Genomic DNA, 23,412 nt, shown 5'->3' with positions numbered 1-23,412 from the left:
TTAATGGTCGGTTATCATTGGGAATGTCAGGTAGAGCGCAGTCGAAAACTAATTTATAAGACGATTGGTTCGCGACTGCACTTGAACTGACAAAAAAATAAACTTTTAATTAACTCGATGCGATTCAACAAACAGGAATTTATAGCAAAAATTCATCTCATTATTTCAGTGTCCATTGTGGTTCCTGTTTCATTTTATTATGGTTTTCAATTTGGAACCATTGCCGAATTATTCATAGGATTTTATGGTTTTTGGATTTTAAACAGCCATAATTGTAAAAATTATATTGATAACTATAAAAAGTCGTAATTTTGCACAAATTAATAGTCTCTTGGTAAAAATAGGTAACATAGAACTTCCAAACTTTCCACTGCTTTTAGCACCTATGGAAGACGTAAGCGATCCACCATTTCGGGCATTGTGTAAGGAACAAGGCGCAGATGTGGTTTACACGGAATTCATTTCTAGTGAAGGCTTAATTCGTGACGCGGCAAAAAGCATCATGAAGCTTGATATTTATGAAAAGGAACGTCCTGTTGGTATTCAAATTTTTGGCGCCAATTTGGAAAGCATGTTGCAAACCATTGATATTGTAGAAAAATCCAATCCTGATATCATTGATATTAATTTTGGTTGTCCTGTTAAAAAAGTAGTGAGTAAAGGAGCTGGCGCTGGTATTTTAAAAGATGTCTGCCTCATGGAAAAACTCACCGCTGAAATGGTAAAACGCACCAATTTACCCGTAACTGTAAAAACCCGTTTGGGTTGGGATCATGATTCTATCCGGATTTTAGAAGTTGCTGAACGATTACAAGACGTAGGTTGCCAAGCTATTTCCATTCACGGCCGTACACGTGCACAAATGTATAAAGGTCAAGCCGACTGGGCACCAATTGCTGCCGTAAAAAACAATCCACGCATGCATATTCCTGTTTTTGGAAATGGCGATGTGGATACGCCTGAACGTGCCATGGAAATGCGTGATATTTATGGTTTAGATGGCTGTATGATTGGTCGCGCAAGCATTGGAAATCCCTGGTTTTTTAAGCAAGTGAAACACTTTTTTAATACAGGTGAACATTTAGCGCCAGTTTCTTTAGAAGAACGGGTGGATGCCGCCAAACGTCATTTACAAATGGCTATTGATTGGAAAGGTGAAAAGTTAGGTGTTTTTGAAACCAGAAGACATTATACCAACTATTTTAAAGGGATTCCAAACTTTAAAGAATACCGCATGAAAATGGTAACGAGTGATGAATCTGAAGATGTTTTTGCTACTTTTGATGCTGTTTTAGAATCATTTTCAGGCTACGAATTTGCTCAATAACAAACCCTATATTATATTTATTTGTGGTTCAAAACTCGAAAGCAAATTGCTTATCGTTTACATACCTATATATTGAGTCTGTTTTGCTCCAGTCTATTTTCTGGATTCTATAAGCACAGCGGTCTTAAGTCTTTTTAAAAATCAATAACTCACTAAGTTTTTCGTAATGCGAACGGAAGCAACTTTAGATGCTAAAATTCCTAAAACTGAAATGGTAATAAATACAATCAGAAAATTCTCCAAATTAATAGCCATTGGGTAGGGTAGTGAAGGTGTAATTTTTACCAATCCAAAACTTATTTGAACTTGCACGATTAGATAACCAACAAGCAGCCCAATCAATCCACCAAAAACGGTCATTAACGAGCCTTGCAGAAAGAAAATTCGTCTAATATCTTGAATCGTTGCGCCCATATGATATAACGTATGAAGCGTTTTCTTTTTATCTAGAATCATCATAATAATAGTTCCAACCACGTTAAATAAAGCAATAATTAGTATTAGCGTGAAAATGAGATATACCGCTAAATATTCGGTATTTAGCATTTTATACAGCGCATCATTTAACTGCTCGCTATTTTTTAATATAACCTTATCGCCTAAAATAGTTGTAATCGCTTCTCGGGTATCAGATTCTTTGCTGCCTTCACGGGTTTTAAATTCTAAAGCTGTGATTTGATTGCCTTCAAAATTTAAAAGAAAACGCGCCATTTCTATAGGTGCATAAATATATTTATTGTTAGCTGCTTCGTTAATATCAAAAATGCCAACATTTATTACTTTGGTGCTGGTAAATGCTTGTTTAACATCGGTTACCTGACCTTTTCCTGGTTTTGGGATATATAATTCAAGGGTTTTTCCGTAGTCCATTACTCCAATATTCAATCGGTTTGCAATGCCCCAACCCGTTACAATTTGGTTGCTGTTTTCAGAAAACCAACTACCAAGCGGCACTACAGAATCGATAGCTGTAACCGATTCAAAATTTTCATCCACACCTTTTATATAGGCATTTGGATAATTCTTGTCTTCAAAAGTGATGAAAACGCGTTCTTCAACAATTTGAGAAAAAAAAACAATATCAGGATGGTTTTGGAGTGCTTGAAGTTCTTCTGAAGAAACTTTAAACGATTTCCCAACGGCAGCTTCCGCTTTTAAATCGGGATCCACTAAAGAGGTGAATTGTAAGGTGAAATCTTTTAAACCTGCAAATCCAGACAAAACAATAAATAGCGATAATGCACCTAAAACCACACTAATGGCGGCAATGAGTGTAATAAAGTTAATAGCATTGTTGCTGCTTTTAGAAAGCAAATACCGTTTCGCTATATAGAGTGAAAAATTCATAAATTACACAAGCTATAAACAGATTGAAACTTGAAAAGCCTATCGTTTTGAAGATTTTTTAAACCGATTAAGATTTTCTACGCTTATCTAAAAGATCTGGATCATTAATTGGATTTTCGGTTCTTTTCAATGATTTTTCAATTCCATCAATATATTCTAATGAGTCGTCCACAAAAAATTCTAATTGTGGCATACGGCGAAGTTGATGTCTGGTGCGTTGTGCTAATTCGTGCTTAATAAGTGGCGCATTGGAGCGGATACCAACAAGTAATTCTTTAGCTCTATCGTTAGGGAAAATACTTAAATATACTTTAGCAACCGATAAATCGACGGTAACTTTCACTTTTGAAACGGAAATTAAAACACCTTGCATACCGCCATCAATAGCAGCCTTTTGAAGTATTTCTACCAGATCACGTTGTAAAACGGATCCTATCTTTTTTTGTCTTTGACTTTCTTCCATGGCACAAAAATACGCATATTTAAAGATTATTGTATTTTTGAAGATACTAAAATAGTTTTAATTAAAAAGAACTCTCCCGATACCTATCGGGATTGCCGGAAAATAGCCATGAATAAAATTGAACATATAGGTATTGCCGTAAAAAATTTAGAAGCCTCAAATGACTTATTTGCTAAGCTTTTTAATGCATCGCATTATAAGATTGAAGAAGTGGCAAGTGAAGGAGTTAATACATCGTTTTTCCAAGTTGGTTCTAATAAAATTGAATTGCTAGAAGCTACAAATCCGGATAGCCCGATAGCGAAATTTATAGAAAAACGAGGTGAAGGTATTCACCATATTGCTTTTGATGTGGATGATATTGAAGCCGAAATAGCACGACTTGAAAAAGAAGGATTTACAGTTTTAAATAAAACACCAAAAAAGGGAGCCGATAACAAATTAGTGGCTTTTATACATCCAAAATCCACAAATGGCGTATTGATTGAGTTATGCCAAGATATAAAGGAATAAAAATACTTTGAGACTAATAAAATATGTAGTAATATTGCACTCTATTTGAAAAAAGAGAAACCAGAAGTTAGCCTTGCGCTAATGGGTCCTATAACTCAGCTGGTTAGAGTATCTGACTCATAATCAGAAAGTCCCTGGTTCGAGCCCAGGTGGGACCACTTATTTTACTTATCTAGCCCCGTAATCAATGCGATTACGGGGCTTTTTATTTTATAGGGGAAGAATGAGGGGACGAATTATTTTAAATAAATCTCATCTCGTATATATTCTTTGTTAAACCAAAAAGAATGCTTGGTGTACTCTAATGCATTTAGCTTTTTCTCTTTTACAGGCAATGGAAATGTGTCAAGTGAATTTTTTTCATGTGGACTAATGTGAAAGTTTAATGTTTTTATCGATGGAAAATAAGTATGTCTTTTACTAGTTCCGCTTTTTGAAATTGATATTCTTTGGGAGATGTCAGAACTGCCATTTTCGGCCCCCGATAGTTATCGGGGTCAGGTGAGGCAAAAAACAAAATTTCGCTTTTTGGCAGAAGCCAAAATGAAACTGGTAAAATACCTCGATGGCTCCGCCTCGAGGATAGTCTATTTCAAGAAATTTTTTATTTCTGAACTTCTAATCCAAAAATATAACTGTTATTAAATGGATAATTGGCAATGCTAAACGCATTCAAATCTATTTCGTAAACGCTTGTATTGTATGGTGAATAGCTACTCATAAAAGTAAAATAATAGGTGTTATCGCAAGAGTCATAAGTGGTCGATCGCCTTTCTTGTGCATTAATTATAGAAGATAATTGCGGACTGTTTGCTGGAAAACTTGATGCCTCCAAATTAAATAATGAGGTAGACGTATAATCTCCAGCGGAGATTGATGGCAGCTCTAAAATTTCAATTTTATAATTTGGTAAAACGGTTTGCTTCATCATTAATAAGGTGTTGGATTGGCTTATTTCCAGACCTTGCATAAATTTTCTGTCGTTGGCACCAGCGTACGAAGCAATGGTTTCTACATTGAAATTAGAGGTCAGCAAGTCGTAAACTAAAAGCTGACAATTTGCTAGAAAGTAGACTTTATTATCTAAAAAGACACCTTCAATATTAGAATCTCTAAATCCGTTTTCTACAGTGTCTGGAAGATTAATTATTTGAGGTGCTCCCGAAAAAGATGTTCCAGATTCGTCAACTAATTCAGCCTTAAAATTAATTACATCATTATAAGGGGCGCTTATTTGATTTACCTTATCTGTTATTTTTAAAAACCTTAAATCATTATTCACATAAACTACAGCGCTTAAATCGGAGCTTATGGTACTATTTTGAGTTACGGTAGCGCTAGGAAAATCAGCTTTTAAAAGCCTTTTTCCTCCCGTTTTAGCTGCTAAACTAACCAATTGTGAATTGTCGTTTTTTAACGCGCTAGTTGGATAAAATAGGGTGCCCTCATCATTAAAGCTGCTATTGGGAATGGAATTATTAAATACGGGAGCTGTATTTGGGTTAAACTTGGTAAGATAACCAACATTTAACATATCGCCAATAACGGTGGCTTCATTGCTGGCTTGAAAAGCATAAAATTTTGCGTTGCAAACAGTTGTTGGGTCGTTGTCGAAATCTGTATCGCAACTCATTAAAGTGGTCAAAGCTAGTGTAAATACTATTACTATATTTTTCATAATAAGACGTTGTTTGTTAATATATCAATCATTAGCCGTAATTGTTACCCATTATTTCTAAAGTTTTGAAAAATTTAATCTGTAAAAACGCTTTGCTGTTCAAATTTTGAGTCTTTTAAACTCCAATAAAATTCTGCAAATTTCACTACGCTAAAGTCGCCATTTTAAGTCCGTTCTGAGTCCGAGCTAACTCCGACCTAACTCTGAGGGTAATTTGAGTGAGATTTCAAATTAGTACGTAAAATTTGCTTTACATTTTTATATCAAAATAAAGAGTATGTTTCTTCATAATATTTCACAGAATTTTAAAGTTTTTCAACATCAAAATTACAAATGTTGATAACAATGTGGAAAACCCAAAAGAGATATCATGTAAACTTAAGAATAAAAGGAGACCTTTATGGTCGCGAAATTTCTGAACCCTCAAACCATACAGCAACATGAAAATTATTTCTGTTTTAAAAAGAGACTTCCTAACGGAACCCTTTGATTTAAACAAGATTACAAACGCTATTTTAAAAGCAATGACTGCCGTTCAACACGGCCAATTGGAAGATGCTGAACGCATTTCAAACAAGGTTTTTACATCGCTGTTACATAGAAAACAACTAGACACGGATTATTTACCGACTGTGGAAGAAGTGCAAGATTTTGTAGAGACTAAACTTATGGAAAGTGGGTTTTTTGATGTTGCTAAAGCCTATATTTTATACCGAAATGAGCAGTCTAAAAAGCGTAAAAGCAATATTTTTGAAAAACGTATTAATTTAAAGCCATATGAATATCCAGAATTATACGAATATGTTCCTGCTATCAGACATTCATACTGGATTCATACCGAATTTAATTTCACAAGTGATGTTCAGGATTTTAAAACCCTATTATCAGGTCCAGAACAAACGGCTATAAAAAATACCATGTTGGCTATTTCTCAAATTGAAGTGGCTGTAAAGAATTTCTGGGGTGAATTATATCACAGAATGCCGAAACCAGAAATAGGTTCAGTCGGGGCAACTTTTGCGGAAAGTGAAGTACGTCATCACGATGCGTATTCGCATTTATTAGAGGTTTTAGGTTTAAATGAAGAATTTAAAAACCTGAAAAAGAAACCTGTTATTATGAAGCGTGTGCAGTATTTAGAAACTGCTTTAAAGAACGCTAAAAGTGACGATAATAAAGAGTATTCAGAATCAGTATTGTTGTTCTCTCTTTTTATTGAACACGTGTCCTTATTCTCGCAGTTTTTAATAATTATGGCTTTTAACAAACATAAAAATATGCTGAAAGGGATATCTAATGTGGTTGAAGCAACGTCTAAAGAAGAACAAATTCACGGTGATTTTGGTATTGATCTTATTAAAATTATAAAAGCGGAAAATCCAGATTGGTTTGATGAAGAATATGAAATAAGAATTCAAGACATGTGTCGCGAAGCTTTTGAATCAGAAAGTAAAATTATAGACTGGATTTTTGAAGACGGTGAATTGGATTTCTTACCAAAAAACCTAATCAATGAGTTTATTAAACACCGTTTTAACAATTCACTAGAAAGTATAGGAATTGGTAAAATATTTGAGATAGATAAAAACCTTCTAGCAGGAACCGAATGGTTTGATGATGAAATTATTGGCACCAAACACGGTGATTTCTTCGTGAAACGCTCAATCAACTACAGTAAAAGAACGCAAAGTATAACCAGTGATGACCTTTTTTAATATGAACAACGAAAAACTTACGCTAAACACAGAAAACACAGAAGTTAAAACCTCAAACGACAACGACCTACTTGTAAAATCTAGAAAAGAAGCTTTAAAAAATAATCAACAAGAGTCAAGTAAGGGTTTTGAATGGTTAACAGATCACAGCCGAAACTTTTTATCTCTTGGTTACATTTCTAACGGAATGACCGCTGAACAACGAATTCGCGAAATTGCAGATCGTGCAGAAGAAATTCTTCAAATACCCGGCTATTCAGACAAGTTTTATGGTTATATGTCTGAAGGCTTTTATTCATTAGCATCACCAGTTTGGTCAAACTTTGGGCAAAAAAGAGGGTTGCCAATTAGTTGTTTTGGATCGCATGTATCGGATGACATGGGTAATATTTTATATACGCAGTCAGAAGTAGGGATGATGTCTAAACTAGGTGGTGGAACATCTGGATATTTTGGAAAAATTCGTCCGCGTGGTGCAGAAGTAAAAAATAACGGTCAAGCTTCAGGAGCAGTTCATATTATGCAACTTTTTGAATCTATGGTGGATGTGGTTAGTCAAGGTTCGGTAAGACGTGGTCGTTTTTCACCGTATTTACCTGTTGAGCACGCTGATATTATGGAGTTCTTGGAAATTGGTACAGAAGGAAACCCCATTCAGGAGTTAACGCATGGTGTTACTGTTACCAATGAGTGGATGGAAAGTATGGTTGCCGGCGATGAGCAAAAGCGTACTGTTTGGGCTAAAGTATTACAAAGAAGAGGTGAAATGGGTTATCCATATATCTTCTTTAAAGACAATGCCAACAATGCCGCTGCTGATGTGTACAAAAATGAAAAACACACTATTTATGCTAGTAATTTGTGTACGGAAATTATGTTGCCGTCTAATGATGATTGGTCTTTTGTTTGCGTTTTATCATCAGTAAACGTATTGCATTATGACAAATGGAAAGATACCGATGCAGTTGAAACCATGGTCTATTTCTTGGATGCGGTTATTACTGAATTTATTGAAAAATTAGAAGCTTATAGAGATTCTGAAAATAGAGAAGACCGTCAAACCTTCCTATTTATGGAACGCGCTTATAATTTCGCCAAAGAAAATAGAGCTTTAGGTTTAGGCGTTTTAGGATGGCATTCTTTGCTTCAATCTAAAATGTTGCCATTTAACAGTCAAGAGGCCTATAGTTTAAATAGTGATATTTTTAAACTTATTAAGGAGAAATCATATGCGGCTTCAGCTGAATTAGCGCAAATATTTGGCGAACCAAAAGTGTTGAAAGGCTACGGCAGACGTAATGCCACCTTAAATGCCATTGCGCCAACAACGTCGTCCGCTTTTATTTTAGGTCAAGTATCTCAAGGAATTGAGCCAATTTGGTCCAATATTTATGTGAAAGATATTGCCAAAATTAAAACGACCATTAAAAATGCCTATTTAGAAGATTTATTAGAAGAAAAAGGTCAAAATACACAAGATGTATGGCATAGTATTCGTGATTTTGATGGGTCTGTACAACATCTTGATTTCTTAACAGATTTAGAGAAAGACGTCTTTAAAACCTATTCTGAAATTGACCAGATGGATATTATTTATCAAGCAGCAAATCGCCAGAATCATATAGATCAAGGTCAATCTGTAAATATTATTGTACATCCAGATATGCCCGTTAAAGAGATTAATAAAATTCATGTTACCGCATGGAAATTAGGTTTAAAATCGCTTTACTATCAGCATAGTATGAATGCTGCGCAGAAATTTAAGCAGAAAAAAGATTGTACAAGTTGTGAAGCATAATTGCTAACAAGCAACTTTTAATTGGATTCTAAAAACCTGTCTTTCGAGATGGGTTTTTTGTTTAATATGCGATTGTTTATAATTTGTAAGCTATTTACTAATTGATGACTAATTACAGAATAGTTATACATATTTTAAAATACGTTAATTCAGAAAATTTATAGATTATGGAAAATAAGATGAAAATAGAAATTTGGAGCGATGTTATGTGTCCATTTTGCTACATCGGAAAGCGGAATTTTGAATCAGCATTGAAACAATTTACAGACAAAAATCATGTTGAAGTAGAATGGAAAAGTTTCCAACTAGACCCTTCCATTCCTGAAGTAGCAAACGAAAGCTATCAAGATTATCTTATCAAACACAAGGGTATGAGTGCGGAGCAAGTTGCCGGAATGTTGGATAACGTTACCCAATCTGCCAAAAAAGTGGGTTTGGAATATAATTTAGATAAAGCCATCATGGTGAATTCCCTGCATGCGCACAAACTTATTCAGTTTGCTAAATCAAAAGATTTAGGAGATGCCGCTGAAGAACGCTTATTTCTAGCCTTTTTTACAGAAGGAAAAAACATAGCCGATTTGGAAACATTAACGCAATTGGGTAAAGAAATTGGTTTAGAGGAATCTGAAATACAAACCGCTTTTATAGACGACCAATATGCTTATTTTGTGAAACAAGATATTCAGGAAGCCCAACAAGTTGGTGTTGGCGGTGTGCCATTTTTTGTTTTGGATAGAAAATTTGCCGTTTCGGGAGCGCAACCGGCCGAAGCTTTTTTAGAAACTTTAAATAAAGCATTTTCAGAATGGCGAAAACTTAATCCAGTTACAAAATTGGAAGTTACCCAAGGACAAAGCTGCGACACAGACGGCGTTTGTAAATAATAATAGCGGAACAATCTTTGATGTTTTTTTTGTATTTTAATCCATCGTTATGAATCTAACTTTATGAAATCTCTACTACTTACATTTGCTGTTGTATGTTTCGGATTTACCTGCTCGGCACAAAAGATATTTTCTGTTGAATATGCAAATCAAGCCGATGTTAAGGTGTTTGTAGTAGACTATGAAAACCAAGCAGATTTAAAGGTTTATAAAGTAAAATATAGCAACCAAGCTGGAAAAAATGACGGGAAATGGTTTTTTACAGACTATGCTAATCAAGCTAAAAAGAAAATCTATTATGTGGATTACGCCAATCAGGCCGATTTAAAAATTTTCTTCGTAGACTATGAAAATCAAGCTGGGTGGGGCTCAAAAGCCAAACAGCATTTACTGTATTAATTTGTCACTTTAAATAGTCTTCTAAAATTTCTCTATTCATATTATAGTTTAGATTTAGATATAACAGTTTTAGACCTCATTACAATTGAGTATCTTCGCATTCCATCATTAATTTAAAACACGAAACTATGACGTATTTTAGACGCAGCATGTCTATATTGCTGTTCGCTTTTTCTTTTTCACTCGTTGCCCAAGAAGCAAATTATGGCAATCAGCAATTATTTAATGAATTTACCTACCGTGAGGGCAACGTTTACCGCTCGGCCTCTGGAAAACCGGGTCCTGAATATTGGCAAAATTCTGCCGACTATAATTTGGAAGTTTCTTTAGACGATAAAAACCATATGGTTTCCGGGAAGGTTACAATCCAGTACACAAATAACAGTCCAGAAACTTTAGATTTTATCTGGCTTTATTTAGAGCAAAACCGTTTTACCGAAAACTCGCGTGGTACATTAACCACATCCGTTTTAGGAAGTCGTTATAGTGGTGATGTCGAAGGTGGTTTAGAATTAACTAACATTTCGGCAAAAACAAAAACGGGAACATCTTCCAAACATTTAATCTCGGATACGAGAATGCAACTTTTTCTAGATAAACCATTAGCTGCTAAAGGTGGTGAAGTTACTATTAGCATGAATTTTAAATTCAAAGTACCTGTTGAAGGAATGGATCGTATGGGAAGGTTAGACACTAAAATGGGAACTATTTACGCTATGGCACAATGGTATCCTCGCGTAGCTGTTTTTGATGATGTTGTAGGTTGGAATACGGAGCCTTATTTAGGTGCTGGTGAATTCTATTGTGAATATGGCGATTTTGATGTGAAAATCACCGCTGCGTCTGATCAAACGGTTGTGTGTTCCGGTATTTTGCAAAACCCAACAGAGGTTCTTACTAAAACCCAATTAGAACGTTTTTCACAAGCTGAAAAAAGTGATAAAACGGTATATATTATCAAACCAGATGAGGTTGGAAAGCCTATTTCAAACTTAAAAAATAAAGGTACCTTAACTTGGCATTTCAAAATGGAAAACACGCGTGATGTGGCTTGGGCTTCTTCAAAAGCATTTATTTGGGATGCAGCTCGTATGGATCTTGGTGATGGCAAAACAGGATTGGCGCAATCCGTATATCCTATTGAAAGTGATGGCTCCAAAGCTTGGTCACGATCAACGGAATATACCAAAGGTTCCATAGAATATTACTCTAAAACATACTTTCCTTACCCATATCATAATGCTATAAATGTGGCTGCAAATGTGGGCGGTATGGAATATCCAGGCGTTAGTTTTTGTAGTTATAAAAGTAAGGAAGCTGGTTTATGGGGCGTAACAGATCATGAATTCGGTCACAACTGGTTTCCAATGATTGTTGGCTCTAATGAACGTCGCTATCCTTGGATGGACGAAGGCTTTAATACTTTTATAAACCATTACAGTACGGCCGCTTTTAATAAAGGTGAATATCCTACAGACACAGATAAACCTCGTGGAATAGTGAAATATCTTACGTTTGAAAACCGTGAAGGTATTGATACATCTCCAGAAGTAGCGCACGCTAGAAATTTAGCGTATACGGCATATTATAAGCCTGCAGCTGGACTTTTTATGCTACGTGAGTATATATTGGGTACCGAACGTTTTGATAATGCATTCAATAGTTATATCCGTAATTGGGCATATAAACATCCACAGCCAAATGACTTTTTTAATCATATGGAAAATGTGGCGGGAGAAAATTTATCTTATTTCTGGAAAGGTTGGTTTTATGGAAATGGCAACATAGATATGAGCGTTTCTGATGTGAAACCTCATGAAGGTAATTATCTTATAACAGTTGAAAATAACGGACAAATTCCAATGCCTGTTGAACTTCAAGTAACCTATTCAGATAATTCTACTGAAAACGTATCACTTCCAGTGGAAATTTGGCAGCGTGGAAATAGCTGGACGCACCTTTTAAAGACGAAGAAAAGCGTGAAGCGTGTGGTTTTAGATCCAAATAAGATGTTGGCAGATATTAATACCTTGAATGATACTTGGGATAAAAAGTAAGTGTTATTTTAAGTAAAGTTCATATTAAAAGAAATGCCTCTGAAAACATACGTTTTTAGAGGCATTTTATATTAGAAATAAGTTGTGAGTTTTTTAAAATGAAGTTATTAAAGTAAGCTTGGAGAGAATATTTATTTCAACTTGAACTTGAACTTGAACTTCAATTTCGAATTCATTCTTCACCTTTAGATTTTTTAATAATAGCCTTTAATCGCTCCTTCCGCTGGGCTTCATCTGCTTTTTTCTTATTTGTTTTTCTGTTTAGAAGCTTGGTATGTTCCGCTTTATTTTTAGTATTTTTTTGACCCTTGGGTTTTGGCATAATGTTTTAGTTTAATATCTGGTGAATTTATGCTACAAACATAGGAATTCAAATCTAGACTTTATAATATAGTCATTATCGCAGAACTTTCGTTAAATTTATTATAACATTTCAGTTTTGAAGCTATTAATAATCGTTTTAAAGTACATTCCCATAAATTAATATAATAAATTTGTAACTCAAAAATTTTGCTTGGAAACATCCGAAAACAAAGACATACAGCAACCTACTAAAAAGAAAAAGAAACGGTTTAGATTTTTAAGAATAGTTGGTAGGATTATTCTTGGCATTCTCTTGTTTTTATTTTTGCTGATTCTTTTTATTCGCAGTCCTTGGGGTCAAGATATTATTGTAACCAAAGCTGTTAGCTTCCTGTCTGAGAAAACGAAGACGAAAGTAGCCGTTGAAAAACTCTTTATAACCTTTAATGGCAATATTCAATTAAACGGATTATATCTAGAAGATAAAAAAGGCGATACGCTTATTTATTCCAAAAAATTAGAGGCTAACGTTCCTATTTTGGCTCTGATTCGTGGAAATGGCTTGGGTGTAGACGGTTTATATTGGGAAGGTGTTCGCGCAAATGTGACCAGAAAAGATAGTATTGAAGGTTTCAATTTTCAATTTATTATTGATGCATTTGCCTCAAAAGATGCAATACAAGTGGAAAAAGATTCCACAGCCGCCCCTTTTAAATTAATTTTAGGAAGTCTTAAATTTAAAGATTTTGATGTCGTTTATAACGATGCGGTTACTGGAATAAATAGTCGTTATAAAATTGGTAAACTCCGTGCAGACATGGATGAAACCGATTTAGAAACCTTAACTTTTAAAGCGGATTATTTAGAATTAGCAAACAGCCGAGTTACATTCTTACAAATACCCGTTCCTGAAACACCAGATTCCGAAAATAATACATTACCACATTTAACGGTAGATGAGTTTAAACTTACCAACGTTTTTGCCGATTATAAAAGTGAACCTAATAGAATTTCCGCCGTACTGGATATCCAGGAATTATACGCTGAAATACCCAATCTGGATATAGCAAATGAATTGTTTGAAGTGGATGAGTTTAGCCTAAAAAATTCCACAATTACACTTAAAACCGAAACGGAAAATAATGCCGTTGTTGAGAAAGTTAAGGAAGTTTCCGAAGATATTGAACAAGATATAAAAGCTTTTGAATGGCCAAGTTTGCAACTGGTTATTGGTGAAATTGATTTGGAAAATAACAATTTCAGCTATTCGGTGAATAATGAAAAAGGTAAAAAGGGCGTCTTTAATTCGAATGCTATTGTATTAACGAATATCAATTTGAAAGCAGAAGCTATTGTATTGAAGGATAAAATAGCCGAGCTACAATTGGATGAAGCTTCTTTTCATGAAATTTCAGGGGTTAATTTAAAAAATCTTAATTTCAATCTCAACGCATCGGATAAACAACTAAAACTTTCCAACTTAAAAACGGCTTTAAATAATAATGCATTAGAAGGGAATTTTCAATTGGATTATCCCTCATTAGCGAAATTAATGCAAGAGCCAGACCAAACCAAAGTGGCTTTAAATATGCCAACGTTTAAGGTGTCACTTAAAGATTTATTTTTAATTCAACCCGATTTAAAAAAGAATGAATATTTAAAGGCGTTAAGTAAAAAGCTTATAACTGGAAATTTAAAAGCAAACGGTTATTTGTCTGATATTAATCTATCAAAAATGCGTATTAATTGGAATAATACCAAAATTTCTGCAAATGGTAGAATTCAAAATGTGACCAATCCAGATAATTTAGCCTTTAATATTCCCGCATTTGCAGCTATAACCAAACGAGGTGATATTATTCAGTTTGTAGATGAAGAAGAATTAGGCGTGAGCTTACCAGAAGACGTAAAATTAGTGGGGAAAGCCAAAGGAAATCTTAACGATATTATAGCCAATGCTACCTTAACAACGTCTCAAGGTTTGGCTACCGTAAAAGGAAATTTTAAAAACGGCAAAACATTAGAGTTTAATGCGGACTTGGCTATTGAAGATTATAAGCTAAATGAACTTTTAAATAATGAGCAATTAGGAGCTTTAAATTTCAAATTAACGGCACAAGGTAAAGGTGATAACCTCAATAATTTAGATGCGACTTTAGAAGCAACCGTTACAAGTATGCAATACAATAACTACGCTATAAAAGACCTAAAATTACTTGGTAATATAAAAAATGGTACCGGCGCTTTAACCTCTAATTATAAAGATAGAAATCTAAATGCCAATTTGTACGCCACCGTAGTTTTAGATTCTATAGCTCCAGAAGCCACAGCCGAAATTAATATAATAGGCGCGGATTTGCAAGCCTTGGGCATTATGGATCGGAATGTAAAAACCGCCATGAATATCTATACGGATTTTAAAGGTAATGGTTCAGATTTTGACGTTGCAGCTATAGTGGAAGATGGGGTTTTTGTTTACGACAATAAAAGCTATTTACTAGGAAAATTGAATGCTTTAGCGCACGTTCGGACGGATACGACATCTGTTTCTATTAAAAATAAAATGTTGGATTTGCAATTACAATCTAACGCCGACCCAAAAACGTGGATTACTTCCATAAATCGTCATGTTTCAAGCTATTTCTACCGAGACAATAAATTACCAGATAGCATTACGGTTCCAGTGAATTTGAAATTACGTGGAAAAATTAGTCAATCGCCAATTTTAAATGAGGTTTTTCTGGTTAATGTTAAGGATTTAGACACCATAAATTTGGCTGTAGATTATAATGAATTGGAACGCAAACTAAAAGCTAATATTACCGCACCTCATATTAATTATAGTGATTTGGTTTTAGATAGTTTGTCTTTTAATATGGATACCGATTTAGATAAGTTTAATTTCAACTTGGGCTTTAATGAAATTGTTGCAGGTCCTTTAAACATTCATAAAACCGTCATTTCTGGCAATCAAATTAATAATGAATTATCATTAAACTTTTCAGCTTACCATAAGAAAGAAATTTTAGCTCAAATTTTCACTAAAATCACAGGAACTAGTGAGGAACTTCGTTTGCACGTGGAGCCAGAAGGTTTAATTGTTAATAGAGAAACGTGGATTACACCAGAGACCAATGAAATGCTTATTTATCCAGCTAAAATAGCTTTTAATGATTTCCGCTTTACCAAAGGCAATCAAGCGGTTGAATGGACCGATAAACTTGCTAATGAAAGTAAAGATCATCTGGCAGTAAATTTTAAAAATTTCAAATTAAAAGAATTTTTAAGCTTTTTAAATCCTGAAGCTACTTTGGCTTCTGGAAATTTAAATGGCGATTTTATTTTAGAAGATCCTTTTAATAATACAGGTATTCTCGCCGATTTGGATGTTAAAGATTTCCACGTTTTAGATGTGGATTTAGGCGTTATGGAGATTAATGCGAAATCTTTAGGAGGTAACAGCTATGATTTTAACGCGCACTTAAAAGAAGGCGAAATTGATTTGGATTTGGAAGGCGATTATGTGGCAAGCCAAACTGGCGCTAATTTAGATTTGACTTTAGATATTAATAGGTTTAACATGAATGCTCTAACAGGGTTTTCTGGAGGTGAAATTACCGAAACTTCAGGAAGTTTTTCAGGAAAATTTACAGTAAACGGCACGACAAAAGAACCTAAATATAAGGGGAATTTGAAGTTTAATGATGCCGATTTTAAGATTGCCATGTTTAATTCGGCCTTTAATTTGCGCAATGAATCCTTAAGTATTGATAATTCAGGATTAACTATGGAAAGCTTCACCGTTCGTGATGAAAACCAGAATACTTTTGAAATGTCAGGAAAAATAGGGACTAAAACCTTTATTAATCCAACCTTCGATTTGCAGATAAATGCAGATGATTTTCAAGTTTTAAACGCCACAAAAGAGGATAACGATTTTCTTTACGGAAAAGCAAGTTTTTCAGGTACAGCCAAAATAACAGGCGATGTACAAGTTCCTAAAATAAATATGGATATGACGGTTAGTTCAGATACGGACATAACCTATGTATTACCCTCATCTACTGTAAACGTTGAAGAACGTGAGGGTGTTGTCATTTTTGTAAATCGTGAAAATCCCGATGCTATTTTAACGCGTACGGAAGAAAAAACGGCTACGGTAACGGGATTCGATATTTCTGCGCTTCTTAAAATAGGAAAAGAAGCTGCTGTAACCATTATTATTAATGAAGAAACAGGGGATAATTTCAAGGTCTCTGGTGCTGGCGATTTTAATATGAGAATGAACCCAAATGGTAATTTAACGCTTTCGGGTGTTTATGAAGTAACCTCTGGTCATTATGAATTGAATCTTTACAAAATAGTAAACCGAAAATTTAATTTAGTTCCTGGTAGCCGCGTCACGTGGTCTGGTGATCCGCTGGATGCCAAGTTAGATGTCAAGGCAATTTATCAAGTGGAGTCATCCGCATCTTCTCTAATGGCTCCTGTTTATTCGGGCAGTGATCCAGCTGTGAAAGGAAAATTCCGTCAGGTATTACCATTTTATGTATATCTTAATATTGATGGACATTTAATGGAACCTGAAATTAACTTTAATTTAGATATGCCCGAAGATAAACAAGGTGCCATTGGTGGTCAAGTTTACGGCAGAATTCAACAATTAAATAGTCAAGAAGACGAATTAAATAGACAGGTATTTTCACTATTAGTATTGAATCGTTTTTACCCAGATCCAGGCAGTGACGGAAGTTCGGGTGGTGTTGCCTCTATTGCAAGAGATAACTTAAATGATGCGGTATCGGATCAGTTAAATATGTTCTCGGATAAATTATTAGGAAGTTCTGGTTTTGAGCTCGATTTCGGACTTAATTCTTTTACAGACTATCAAGGCACATCGCCACAGCAACGTACACAATTAGATATTGCCGCACAGAAAAAATTGTTTGATGATCGTTTAATAGTACGCGTTGGCAGTGAAGTAGATATTGAAGGTAGTAGTTCTACAGGCGAAGAAACACCTATAATTGGAAATGTCAGTATTGAATATTTGCTTACTGAAAGCGGCCGCTATCGTTTAAAAGGTTTTAGTAGAAATGAGTTTGAAAACGTGATAGACGGTCAAACCGTTGTGAGCGGAATTGCTGTTATTTTTACACAGGAATTTAATAAATATAATGAACTTTGGGACGCCTTATTTAAAGCTGAAACCAAAGAAGAGAAGGAAGCGAAGGAACGTAAAAAAGCAGAAAAGAATGCAGTAGAACAAAAACGCAAGGAAAAAGAAGCGGCTACAAATAAAAGTATAAGAGAAAAAAAGGATAAAAATAAGTAACTTAAAATTAAGCAATTTTTAAAAATAGGATGCTTGATTTTTACATCAATCTGAAAAAAAATAGTATAATTTGAAACGTCAATTAGCATATAAACTTCTGATTATTTTCCTCATAGGTGGTTTTTACTCCTGCAGTATTACCAAACATATTCCCGAGGATGAACGTCTTTACACAGGCGCAACTTTAAAAATAGAATCGGATAGTATTATTGTTAATGAATCGGATTTAAAATCAGAATTGGAAACTGTTTTACGCCCTGAACCGAATTCAAAATTTTTAGGAATCCATCTTGGCCTGTATTATTATTACAAAAATCAAAAGGAAAAACCAGGATTTATTAATCGCTGGCTTTATAAACAATTAGGGGAAGAGCCGGTTTATCAGTCGGATGTTGAAACTTATGACGTAGAAGATTTACTAGTAAACCGATTAGAAAATCGCGGATTTTTCTACAGCAGAGCAGCATCCACTTTTGAAGAAAAAGAAAAGAAAGCCTCCGTGGAATATACGGTAACGGTTCCAAAACCATACAGAATGGTAAGCTATCAGTTGGATTCTATGCCATCTAGCATTTATGGAAGTATTGAAAAGCTCGTTAAAGAATCTCCTTTAGAAAAAGGCATGCGTTTTGACTTGAGCAGTATGAAACTAGAGCGGCTTCGAATTGATAAAAATTTAAAGAAAAACGGGTATTATAATTTTAATGATAACTTTTTAATTTTTGAAGCAGACACGAATCAATATAGTAATAAAAACTTTGATTTGTTTCTGAAATTAAAAAACGAAGTGCCTAAAAAGAGTTTAATTCCTTATAAAATTTCAAAAGTAAATATTTATCCTGACTATAAAATTGCAGATTCTGTTGAGGTGGAACCAACACGTTACAATGAGAAAAATTATATTCAAGAAGTGGAGTTTTTTAAACCTAAATATTTAGATCCTTTTGTTGTTTTGAAGGCAGGAGATTATTTTAATCCAGAAAATTCTCGAAATACAGCTCGCCGTCTATCTACTATTGGCGCTTATAAATATGTAAACATTCAGTACAAGGAGTTAGATACTGTGGCCGATGATAATTTAGGACTTCTAGAAGCCAATATTTATTTATCGCCTTTAAATAAACGAGCACTTCGAGCCGAGCTTCAAGTAGTAACTAAATCCAATAGTTTTGCGGGTCCTGCATTTACCCTAACCTTAAGTAATAGAAATTTATTTGGCGGTGGCGAAACCTTTAATATCACACCAAAAGTAGGGTATGAAAAACAAATAGGTGGTAAAAATAATGCGGGGAATAGTAGCTTGGAACTAGGAATACAAAACGAACTAATTTTTCCTAGAATGCTTTTTCCAGTTAAAATTAACGACGACTTTTTTAGGTATTCCATTCCTAAAACAAAGACCTCTTTAAGTGTTGACTATTTAAAGCGTAGTGATTTGTATACACTGCTTTCGGGAACTGCTTTGTTTGGTTATTTTTGGGATTCTAATAGGTATGTAACTCATGAAATTAATCCTATATCCATAAATTACACAGAACTTTTAAGAAAAACACCTGAGTTTGAAGAGATTTTAGATAAAGATCCTTTTTTAAGACGCAGTTTTGAACAGCAATTTATTGCTGGTTTAACTTACGGTTTTACTTATAATGAAATGATTGATGGGCAAAAGAAACATCAAATATATTTTAAATTCAAGTTTGATGTTGCTGGAAATACCGTTGGACTTTTTGGAAAAGATCAAGGACCCGATAAAACAAAAACATTTTTAGGTTTTGAATATGCGCAATATGCCAAAGCCGATGTAGATTTTCATTACCATTTAAATTTAGGTAAAGAACAACTTATTGCAGCGCGTGTTTTTGGAGGTTATGGTTTGGCTTATGGAAATTCTGATGTAATTCCTTTTGTAAAACAATATTATTCTGGCGGACCATATAGTGTTCGAGCTTTTAATATTCGATCATTAGGACCGGGAACCTATGATCCAGATGCAGATATTGTAGAAGGTGAGGTATATTTCGATAAAACGGGAAATATCAGATTAGAGGCGAATTTGGAATACCGATTTCCAATCATTTCTTTTCTAAAAGGTGCTGTTTTTGCTGACGCAGGTAATATTTGGAACTCTAAAGAAAACCCCATTTACAATGGAAAAGATAAATTTAGCAAAAACTTTATAAGCGAATTAGGTATGGGAGCCGGTATAGGTTTGCGTGTTGATATTCAAAGTTTTGTAATACGTTTTGATTTAGCGGCACCATTCCATGATCCGTCTTTGCCAAAAGGAGAGCGCTTTAATTTTGATGTAGGTTCACCTATTTTAAACTTTGCTATTGGATACCCTTTTTAAAACCTAATTGTAAATAACAATCTCATATTTGAACACCGCTAAATAAAATTTTATTTAAATAGAAGGCCGTGTATTAAAACAATTAGATTGCAATTCTAAAAAAAATCGTTCTATTTTAAAATTTATTGGTATATTCATTCGTTGAATTAAAATGGAACATTCTACTATAATTCAAGATAACAACTTTTAGAGACGCTTATCGATAAAATTATAAGTTGTATTTAAATTAATATATCTTTGATTTTTGTAGGGTATGTTACGAAATATTTAGGACGACAATAGTTTTGTCGATGTTTTTTACCGTTAGACGACCTTAAAAAAATGAATTTATTTTGTAAAGCCACTTTTTTTTATACATTTACAGCTGAATGAAAATGCCAAAAATTAAAATAGTAGCTTCAATCTTATTAATGCTAATAAGTTTTGTTTGTTTTGCGCAAGCAGGAGTGCCACCACCGCCTATGCCACCACCGCCACCTGGTTTACCAATTGATGGCGGCGTGTTTACGGGATTAATTACGGGATTATTTTATGGTGCTTACCGTCTTTTTAAAGCCAAATAGTAAGCTTATTTGTTCAGTTCAAAGAGTTTCTTTACATACTTTCCTATCAAGTCAAACTCTAAATTTACTATGGTTCCTACTAGGAATGTGTTAAAGTTTGTATGCTCATAGGTATAAGGAATAATGGCAACGCTAAATCTATTTTTTCCTGAATTAACAACCGTTAAGCTCACGCCATTAATTGTTATAGATCCTTTTTCAATAGTAATATTGTTTAGTGATGCATCATATTCAAAAGTAAAAACCCAACTTCCCGCAGCTTCTTCAACTTGGATGCATGTGGCTATTTGATCTACATGGCCTTGCACCATATGGCCATCTAATCGCGCATCTAATTTCATGGCACGCTCTAAATTAACAGAATCACCTACCTTTAAATTGGAGATGTTGGTTTTCTTTATCGTTTCATCAATAGCGGTTACCGTATAATTTTGATCATTAATTTTCACAACCGTTAAACAAATACCATTGTGAGCAACACTTTGATCTATTTTTAATTCAGAAGTAATCGCGGAGCTAACCGTAATGTGCAGGTTTTGCGCTTCTTTTTCTATTTGTTGAATGCGGCCAATATCTTCTATGATGCCAGTGAACATAAGTACAGATTATTTAGTTAAATTTGCAAAACAAAATTACAAACAAAAGTTAGTATAAGTAATGAGGAAAGCAGAAAATGTTATCGTAGGAATTTCCATAGGAGATTTAAATGGTATTGGTGGTGAAATTGTATTAAAGACGTTGGAAGATGTTAGAATACTAGAGTTTTTTACGCCTGTTATTTTTGCTTCCGTAAAAACGATTACGTTTTTAAAAACGCATTTTGAGTTAGATATCAATTTTAATGGTATTAATAGTTTGGATCAAATTATTACTGGAAAAATCAATGTTTTTAATGTTTGGAATGATCGTGTTAATATTAATTTTGGTCAAGAAGATCCTGTTATTGGTGAGTTTGCTATAAAATCGCTATTTGCGGCTACTAAAGCTTTAAAAGAAGATGCTATTGATGTTTTAGTTACGGCACCCATAAATAAGCATACTATTCAATCGGAAGATTTTAAATTCCCTGGACATACCGATTATCTTGCCCAGGAATTAGGTGGCGATAGTTTAATGTTTATGATTTGTAATGAATTGCGTGTTGGTTTGCTAACGGACCATGTGCCTGTAAAAGATATTGCGAGTCATATAACGCCGGAATTAATAGAAAGCAAGGTTAATACCGTTTATAAAAGCTTGCAAAAGGATTTCAATATTAGACGTCCAAAAATTGCTGTTTTAGGCATCAATCCACATACAGGTGATAATGGTGTTATTGGGAATGAGGACGATGAAATTATGCGTCCAACACTAAAAGCCCTTAATGAAAAAGGTAAATTAGTTTACGGTCCTTACGCTGCGGATAGTTTTTTTGGTTCGGGTAACTATAAAAACTTTGATGCAATTATTGCATCCTATCACGACCAGGGTTTAATTCCATTTAAAACCCTATCATTCGGGAACGGTGTAAATTACACGGCTGGACTATCAAAAATTAGAACATCGCCAGATCACGGTACTGCTTTTGAGATAGCAGGAAAAGGAGAAGCCAATATAAATTCATTTAAAGAAGCTGTTTTTTTAGCGCTGAAATTATATCATAACAGAATGGAAAATGCTGAATTGGCTAAAAACCCATTAGTTACGCCACAGAAAAAGATATAAACAAAAAAATGTTTATAAGTGTTAGAAGCTAAATATTATTTTATATATTTGCAGGCTCAAAATAGATGTGATTATGAGGGAATTGAAAACGTTTACAATACCATTTGTAGGGTTAAAATTAGGGAAACATCAATTTGAGTATAAAATAGATAAGACGTTCTTTGATTTTTTTGAGTATCAAGATTTTAATGATGCTGATATTGCTGTTAAATTGGAATTAAACAAGAAAACAACTTTATTAGAATTGCATTTTGAAATTTCAGGAACAGTAAATGTGAATTGCGATGTAACCAACGAACCTTATAATCAAGTCATTGATAATGAATTTGATTTGGTGGTAAAATTTGGTGACGAGTATAATGATGAAGAAATTGATTTATTAATTGTACCACATGGCGAATATGAAGTGAATGTACAGCAATATATATATGAAACTGTAATATTGTCACTTCCTTCAAAACTAGTTCATCCTGGCGTTGAAGATGGCACATTAGATTCTGAAATACTTGATAAATTAGAAGAATTAAGCCCTAAAGAGAAACAAGAAAAAGAAGATAACGAGGAAACCGATCCACGTTGGAATACATTAAAAAAACTATTAACGGATAAATAATAATAAAAATGGCACATCCTAAGAGAAAAATCTCGAAAACAAGAAGAGATAAAAGAAGAACCCATTATAAAGCAGTAGCTCCACAAATTGCTACTTGCCCAACTACAGGTGAAGCACACTTATACCACAGAGCTCACTGGTTTGAAGGAAAACTATACTACAGAGGTCAAGTTTTAATTGACAACTCGATAGCAGAAGAGAACGCAGCATAACTACTATGCGTGCATACAAGAAAACGCTCATCACTGAGCGTTTTTTTTATGATAAATTTTTATAGAAGCCAAAAACGACTTAATTTGCACTAAATTAAACCGGAAAATGCTGCGTTTTGATGAATTTTCATCAAAACGCCTCGTTTTT

The 23,412-nt window shown here is 34.2% G+C and carries 19 protein-coding genes and 1 tRNA gene; 15 read left to right on the top strand and 5 right to left on the bottom strand.

Features of this window, described 5'->3' with window-relative positions; genetic code table 11:
* Positions 1–122: 122 nt before the first annotated feature.
* Entirely contained in the window at positions 123–272 is a 150-nt protein-coding gene (locus ES674_RS02650; RefSeq protein ID WP_394348497.1) for a DUF5348 domain-containing protein, read from the top strand.
* 59 nt (positions 273–331) lie between these two features.
* Complete coding sequence (gene dusB / locus ES674_RS02645; protein WP_148402433.1) at positions 332–1,327, top strand: tRNA dihydrouridine synthase DusB; 996 nt, start codon at positions 332–334, stop codon at positions 1,325–1,327.
* A 141-nt stretch (positions 1,328–1,468) separates the two neighbouring features.
* On the opposite strand, the gene ES674_RS02640 is transcribed toward dusB, so the two are convergent.
* Both ES674_RS02640 and rbfA read right to left on the bottom strand, forming a co-directional pair.
* A complete protein-coding gene (locus ES674_RS02640) occupies positions 1,469–2,674 on the bottom strand; it encodes an ABC transporter permease (protein ID WP_170233952.1) in 1,206 nt (401 codons plus the stop codon).
* A 67-nt stretch (positions 2,675–2,741) separates the two neighbouring features.
* Positions 2,742–3,137, bottom strand: coding sequence for a 30S ribosome-binding factor RbfA (gene rbfA / locus ES674_RS02635; protein WP_148402432.1), 396 nt, complete (start codon positions 3,135–3,137; stop codon positions 2,742–2,744).
* Between the two features lie 108 nt (positions 3,138–3,245).
* On the opposite strand from rbfA, the gene mce reads away from it, so the two are divergent.
* Positions 3,246–3,650 (top strand): methylmalonyl-CoA epimerase, encoded by a 405-nt coding sequence (gene mce, locus ES674_RS02630; RefSeq protein WP_148402431.1) that lies wholly within the window; start codon positions 3,246–3,248, stop codon positions 3,648–3,650.
* 84 nt (positions 3,651–3,734) lie between these two features.
* Positions 3,735–3,808 (top strand) — tRNA-Ile (locus ES674_RS02625).
* A 446-nt stretch (positions 3,809–4,254) separates the two neighbouring features.
* Here ES674_RS02625 and ES674_RS02620 read toward each other — a convergent pair.
* Entirely contained in the window at positions 4,255–5,328 is a 1,074-nt protein-coding gene (locus ES674_RS02620) for a hypothetical protein (protein WP_148402430.1), read from the bottom strand.
* Between the two features lie 440 nt (positions 5,329–5,768).
* Between ES674_RS02620 and ES674_RS02615 the strand changes: the two genes are divergently transcribed.
* The 5 genes from ES674_RS02615 to ES674_RS02595 all read left to right on the top strand — a co-directional run bounded on the left by ES674_RS02615 (position 5,769) and on the right by ES674_RS02595 (position 12,184).
* Positions 5,769–7,043: a ribonucleotide-diphosphate reductase subunit beta gene (locus ES674_RS02615; protein WP_148402429.1), complete on the top strand. Its 1,275-nt coding sequence runs from the start codon at positions 5,769–5,771 to the stop codon at positions 7,041–7,043.
* Between the two features lies 1 nt (position 7,044).
* Entirely contained in the window at positions 7,045–8,841 is a 1,797-nt protein-coding gene (locus tag ES674_RS02610) for a ribonucleoside-diphosphate reductase subunit alpha (protein WP_148402428.1), read from the top strand.
* A 167-nt stretch (positions 8,842–9,008) separates the two neighbouring features.
* Entirely contained in the window at positions 9,009–9,728 is a 720-nt protein-coding gene (locus tag ES674_RS02605; protein WP_148402427.1) for a DsbA family oxidoreductase, read from the top strand.
* A 63-nt stretch (positions 9,729–9,791) separates the two neighbouring features.
* Positions 9,792–10,127, top strand: coding sequence for a DUF6150 family protein (locus tag ES674_RS02600; protein WP_148402426.1), 336 nt, complete (start codon positions 9,792–9,794; stop codon positions 10,125–10,127).
* A 128-nt stretch (positions 10,128–10,255) separates the two neighbouring features.
* Complete coding sequence (locus ES674_RS02595) at positions 10,256–12,184, top strand: M1 family metallopeptidase (protein ID WP_148402425.1); 1,929 nt, start codon at positions 10,256–10,258, stop codon at positions 12,182–12,184.
* 172 nt (positions 12,185–12,356) lie between these two features.
* On the opposite strand, the gene ES674_RS15370 is transcribed toward ES674_RS02595, so the two are convergent.
* Positions 12,357–12,506, bottom strand: a complete 150-nt coding sequence (locus ES674_RS15370; protein ID WP_170233951.1) for a hypothetical protein — start codon at positions 12,504–12,506, stop codon at positions 12,357–12,359.
* Between the two features lie 192 nt (positions 12,507–12,698).
* Here ES674_RS15370 and ES674_RS02590 point away from each other — a divergent pair, with 192 nt between their 5' ends.
* The 3 genes from ES674_RS02590 to ES674_RS02580 all read left to right on the top strand — a co-directional run bounded on the left by ES674_RS02590 (position 12,699) and on the right by ES674_RS02580 (position 20,735).
* A complete protein-coding gene (locus ES674_RS02590; protein WP_246125957.1) occupies positions 12,699–17,822 on the top strand; it encodes a translocation/assembly module TamB domain-containing protein in 5,124 nt (1,707 codons plus the stop codon).
* 70 nt (positions 17,823–17,892) lie between these two features.
* Positions 17,893–20,172 (top strand): translocation and assembly module lipoprotein TamL, encoded by a 2,280-nt coding sequence (gene tamL, locus ES674_RS02585; RefSeq protein WP_148402424.1) that lies wholly within the window; start codon positions 17,893–17,895, stop codon positions 20,170–20,172.
* Positions 20,173–20,546: 374 nt separating this feature from the next.
* Positions 20,547–20,735: a hypothetical protein gene (locus ES674_RS02580; RefSeq protein ID WP_246125956.1), complete on the top strand. Its 189-nt coding sequence runs from the start codon at positions 20,547–20,549 to the stop codon at positions 20,733–20,735.
* Between the two features lie 5 nt (positions 20,736–20,740).
* Here ES674_RS02580 and ES674_RS02575 read toward each other — a convergent pair whose 3' ends face one another.
* Entirely contained in the window at positions 20,741–21,331 is a 591-nt protein-coding gene (locus ES674_RS02575) for a riboflavin synthase (RefSeq protein WP_148402422.1), read from the bottom strand.
* A gap of 61 nt (positions 21,332–21,392) precedes the next feature.
* On the opposite strand from ES674_RS02575, the gene pdxA reads away from it, so the two are divergent.
* The 3 genes from pdxA (at position 21,393) to rpmF (ending at position 23,264) form a co-directional block, all read left to right on the top strand.
* Positions 21,393–22,439, top strand: coding sequence for a 4-hydroxythreonine-4-phosphate dehydrogenase PdxA (gene pdxA, locus ES674_RS02570; RefSeq protein WP_148402421.1), 1,047 nt, complete (start codon positions 21,393–21,395; stop codon positions 22,437–22,439).
* 73 nt (positions 22,440–22,512) lie between these two features.
* Positions 22,513–23,052 carry a YceD family protein gene (locus tag ES674_RS02565; RefSeq protein WP_148402420.1) on the top strand — a complete coding sequence of 180 codons (540 nt, stop codon included), beginning with the start codon at positions 22,513–22,515 and terminating at the stop codon, positions 23,050–23,052.
* A gap of 8 nt (positions 23,053–23,060) precedes the next feature.
* Positions 23,061–23,264, top strand: coding sequence for a 50S ribosomal protein L32 (rpmF, locus tag ES674_RS02560; RefSeq protein ID WP_148402419.1), 204 nt, complete (start codon positions 23,061–23,063; stop codon positions 23,262–23,264).
* The last annotated feature ends 148 nt before the right edge of the window (positions 23,265–23,412 follow it).

The sequence above is a fragment of the Bizionia myxarmorum genome, from assembly GCF_008086205.1.
Taxonomy (GTDB): Bacteria; Bacteroidota; Bacteroidia; order Flavobacteriales; family Flavobacteriaceae; genus Algorimicrobium; species Algorimicrobium myxarmorum.
The sequence above is the reverse complement of the archived record's forward strand: the minus strand, read 5'-3'. Positions and strand labels throughout refer to the sequence as shown.